Origin of the sequence: Mesorhizobium sp. M7A.F.Ca.AU.002.02.1.1, assembly GCF_003998535.1 — a bacterium.
Lineage (GTDB): Bacteria > Pseudomonadota > Alphaproteobacteria > Rhizobiales > Rhizobiaceae > Mesorhizobium > Mesorhizobium ciceri.
This window is the reverse complement of sequence record NZ_RZPB01000543.1, coordinates 1-4227: the sequence shown is the minus strand read 5'-3', so window position 1 is coordinate 4227 and position 4227 is coordinate 1. Positions and strand designations below refer to the sequence as shown.

The 4227-nt window shown below is 62.5% G+C and carries 5 protein-coding genes; 3 read left to right on the top strand and 2 right to left on the bottom strand.

What is annotated here, in order from left to right:
- Window positions 1-580, top strand: a 580-nt coding sequence (locus EN879_RS26280; protein ID WP_164774586.1) for a M24 family metallopeptidase, incomplete at its 5' end; no start/stop codon positions are given.
- Here the strand turns inward: EN879_RS26280 and EN879_RS26275 are convergent.
- Window positions 545-1372, bottom strand: coding sequence for a PhnD/SsuA/transferrin family substrate-binding protein (locus EN879_RS26275; RefSeq protein WP_063168193.1), 828 nt, complete (start codon window positions 1370-1372; stop codon window positions 545-547). The genes EN879_RS26280 and EN879_RS26275 overlap by 36 nt on opposite strands.
- Before the next feature lie 91 nt (window positions 1373-1463).
- Window positions 1464-2474: a fatty acid desaturase gene (locus EN879_RS26270; protein ID WP_024501297.1), complete on the bottom strand. Its 1011-nt coding sequence runs from the start codon at window positions 2472-2474 to the stop codon at window positions 1464-1466.
- Window positions 2475-2704: 230 nt separating this feature from the next.
- Between EN879_RS26270 and EN879_RS26265 the strand changes: the two genes are divergently transcribed.
- The gene (locus EN879_RS26265) at window positions 2705-3562 is read left to right on the top strand and encodes a helix-turn-helix transcriptional regulator (RefSeq protein ID WP_013531192.1); all 858 of its coding nucleotides are present in this window, start codon (window positions 2705-2707) and stop codon (window positions 3560-3562) included.
- Window positions 3563-3693: 131 nt separating this feature from the next.
- The coding region (locus EN879_RS26260; RefSeq protein ID WP_206521006.1) for a homocysteine S-methyltransferase family protein at window positions 3694-4227 on the top strand (534 nt) is incomplete at its 3' end.

Genomic DNA, 4227 nt, shown 5'->3' with positions numbered 1-4227 from the left:
TGGCAACATCGCGCGCGGCGGCGAGTGGATCGAGACGCGACTGCTGACGTCAGGCCCGCGCACCAATCCGTGGTTCCAGGAATGCTCTTCGCGAAAGATCGAGGCTGGCGATCTCGTCGCCTTCGACACCGACCTGATCGGCCCCTACGGCTTCTGCGCCGACCTGTCGCGCACCTGGCTGTGCGGCGATGCAAACCCGTCGAATGAACAGCGCGCCCTGTTCCGCATCGCCGCCGACCAGATCGAACACAACACGGCTCTGATGCAGCCAGGCATCTCGTTTCGCGACCTCGTCGAAGCCTCGGCGGTGCCGCCGGGCGACTGCTTCCCGACGCGCTACGGCGTGCTCTATCACGGCGTCGGTCTGGCCGATGAATACCCGACCTTGCCGCATGCCAGCGACTGGACATCGGACACGCCGGACGGCGTGCTGGAACCTGGCATGGTGCTGTGCGTGGAAAGCTATATCGGCCGGCTTGGCGGGCGCGAAGGCGTCAAGCTCGAAGAGCAGATCCTGATCACCGAGGCCGGCAACGAACAGCTCTCAACCTACCCGCTGGATACGAGGCTGCTCGGATAGTCCGGCAAGCGCTTCTCGCATTGCCCTGACTGTCTTTTCCGGCGTTGCCCTCGCCGTGATGAACGGCAGGCCTTTGCGCCGTCCGGTCCAGCCGACGATCGCGACTTTCCGCGCTGCTGGCTCGAAGCGCTGCGCCAGCGCCCAGCTTTCGCAGTCGATCGCTGCAACATCGGCCCAGCCCTCGGCAATGGCGACGATTGAAGCGCGGTGACCGCCGCTCTCGCTACGCGACGAAAAGATGTCCAAGCCTTCGCCGGCCGCTTGCAGGTCGCGCGTCAGCGCAATGATGCCCGACATGGAATCGAGGCTGTTGAAGGTGAAGCGCTTGCCGCGGATCAGATCGAGCGGGATGAGAGCGCTGCCATCCGCAGGCGATCGAACTTCCGGTCCCTCGCCTATCCGCATCACCAGAGCGCTCGAATAGAGCTCGCCCTGCCCGCCTTCATAGGCGTCATAGCTCGGCTGGCCGACCACCTGCACATGCCTGGACAGGCCAAGTTCCATCGGCCCCCAGCAGGTCTGCGCGAACAGCAGCAAAGGATGCAGCCACAATCTATGGAAATCGAGTTCATCCGGCGGCAATGTCGCGGGATCGGGTGCGATCAATGCACCGGCAGCATCGCGAATTCCGCCCGGCACCGGCGGCAGGTCGCCATTGCGCCGCACGATGGCTTCCGGCGCGTCGATCCCCTTTTGCCGAAACGCATCGCGCAGCAGCACCCATTGCGCGTCGACCTCATCGCGCATTTCGGGCCAATCATACATCGGCAACGCCGCAACCAATTCACTCATGCCGATATCAAATCATCATGTCTGGAAAAAGGATCGCGAAAACGCGGCGTCCAATCAGAATTGGCCGACACGGATTCCGGGTAGGCCGGAATTATTCCTTGGGCGGCTCGGCGGGAACCGGCGCACTGCCGAGCCCGCTGATGCTGCGCGCCCTGATGCGCGGCTTGAAGGCCCTGCCCGGCTCAGGCGCACGCCGCAGCACCGGGTGCACGATCGGCTCTTTCGCCTTGAACGCATAGGCTTTGACCAGCGCGAAATAATTCGGATAGGCATAGCCATTGTTCATCCGCAGCCATTCCTCACGGCGGTCGCGAAACAGCTTGGGCAGCTTGTACCAGGCCACGGTCGGGGTCTTGTGATGGACGAAATGCAGATTGTTGTTGAGGAACAGGAACGACAGCGGCGAGCGCTCGACGATCACCGTACGGCCTTCCGGATGTTCCGACCATTGATGCTCGGCGAACGTACGGATCGAGATCAGCGACTGGCCGAGCCAGACCGGCACCAGAATGTAAAGCCACAGCGGGATGCCGAAGCCGAACTGAACGATCGGCAGCACGACGGCCAGGCCGATCGCATGCAGCAGCCAGGCCTTGCGGATCGGCTTGTCGCCGGCGATCACCTGCTTGGCATCGTCGATGAAGAAGCCGACGCAGGACAGCCACGGGCCGAGCACGAAGCGGCCTGCCATGGTGTTGTTGATCTTGAGCAGGAATTTCATCGTCGGCGGCAGCTCGTCATGCTGCCAGAGCGCCTGATAATAGCTTTCCGGGTCATCGAGCGGGTCGGTCAGCCGCTCGTCGGCGTGGTGACGCAGATGAATGGTCTTGAAGCGGCGGAACGGCCAGACCAGACCGATCGGCAGAAACACGAAGGCTTCGTTGACCCGCGCGTTGCGCGTCGGATGCCCGTGCAGCACTTCGTGCATGATCGACGACTGCAATGCGGCGGTGAAGGCGAGGACGGCGAGCGCCAGGACGGGATAGGAAGGCCAGAGCAGGAAACCGGTGGCGAGCCATGTCGCGTAGCAGAAGAAGGCGAGTACCACGGTTGGCCACTCAATGGCCCGTACGCTGTGTCGCCTGATGCTCTTGCTCGTCATGCTATCGACCACTGCCCCTCAGTCGCCGGAATCCCAATTGATTCCTGACAGCATTGTGTCAGGAGAAATGATTCCACTCAACGAGACAAAGTGCACAAACTGTTGCGATTGCGCATTTTTGACCGCACATGTTATACATTGTAAACAGACTTAGGGATTCATTTACGCCTAACGCCACCCTCGGAGCGGTTCCGGCGCAAATTTTTCCTCAATCCAGGTGGAGCACGGACATGGACAAGCGCGACCTGTCGACGATCTTCCGCGAGCGACTGAAAATGCTCTTGACACGCTCCGACCTGAACCAGTCGGCCTTTGCAACCGCGGTCGGCATCGACCGCTCGGCGCTGTCGCAACTGCTGTCGGGCGCCTCGACGCGCCTGCCCCGCGCCGAAACACTGCTTAACATCGCCGCCGAGTTCAAGGTGTCGCTCGATTGGCTCCTCGGCCTCAGCCAGGACGAAGGTCTCACCGGCGAAATCCGCGAAAGCCTGGAGATCGAAGAGGCACCGGATGGTTTCGACCGCACGCTGTTGGCCAAATGGCATGCCGAGGCGGCAGGCACCAAGATCCGCTACGTGCCTGCCGGCATTCCCGATCTTCTGCGCACCGAAGCGCTGGTCGACTACGAAGCCGGCATCGCCAACAAGAGCCGCCTGGCGCAGGCCGGCGAAACGCAATACCGCATCGACTACAACAGGCGGCCTGAGACCGACATGGAAGTCTGCATGCCGCGCCACACGCTGGAGATATTTGCCCGCGGGCTGGGTGTCTGGGACCGTTTCCCCGAAGCCGACCGGCGCGCCCAGCTGCTGCACATGGCGACGCTGCTCGACGACCTCTACCCGACCTTCCGGCTGTTTCTCTATGACGGGCGGATGCGCTATTCGATCCCCTACACCATCTTCGGACCCTATCGCGCCGCCATCTATGTCGGCGACATGTATCTGGTGCTCAACGCCACTCAGCCGATCCAGACGCTGATCCAGCACTTCGACAATCTGATCCGGGCCGCCGACATCAATGCGCACGAGGCGTCCGGCTTCGCGCACAGACTGGCCGGCATGTCGTTCCCAACAGGCACTGTCTGATCTTCGGCAACAATGATCCTTCGGACGGAAACCGGCCTCCGCATTGGTGGCCGCGTTGCCGCCATTCCATTGACTACACATAAAGACTTCTTTATATCCTTATTCGACTTCGAAACATGAAAGCCAATCCGATGACGACCACCAACCCGATCGATGCTCTGCTGGCCGAAAAGGGCGTGCTGCTGGCCGATGGCGCCACCGGCACAAACCTTTTCGCCATGGGGCTGGAAGCCGGCGAGGCGCCCGAGCTGCTCAACGAGACGGCGCCCGACACCATCACCAGCCTGCATCAGAATTTCGTCGATGCCGGGGCCGACATCATCCTCACCAACTCGTTCGGCGGCACCCGCCACCGGCTGAAGCTGCATCATGCGCAGGATCGCGTGCATGCGCTGAACCAGCGCGCCGCCGAGATCGCGCGCGCCGTCGCCGACAGAGCTGGCCGCAAGGTCATCGTCGCCGGTTCGGTCGGACCGACCGGCGAATTGCTGGTGCCGCTTGGCGCCATGACCTATGACGAGGCGGTCGACGCCTTCGCCGAGCAGATCGAGGGTCTCAAGGAAGGCGGCGCCGAAGTCGCCTGGATCGAGACGATGTCTGCTCCCGACGAGATCCGCGCCGCCGCCGAGGCTGCCATCCGCGTCGGCCTGCCCTACACCTATACC

Bases quoted from the DNA above. Each gene is read 5' to 3' on its own strand.
- EN879_RS26275 (WP_063168193.1), bottom strand. From the start codon at position 1,372: ATGAGTGAATTGGTTGCGGCGTTGCCGATGTATGATTGGCCCGAAATG.
- EN879_RS26265 (WP_013531192.1), top strand. From the start codon at position 2,705: ATGGACAAGCGCGACCTGTCGACGATCTTCCGCGAGCGACTGAAAATG.
- EN879_RS26270 (WP_024501297.1), bottom strand. From the start codon at position 2,474: ATGACGAGCAAGAGCATCAGGCGACACAGCGTACGGGCCATTGAGTGG.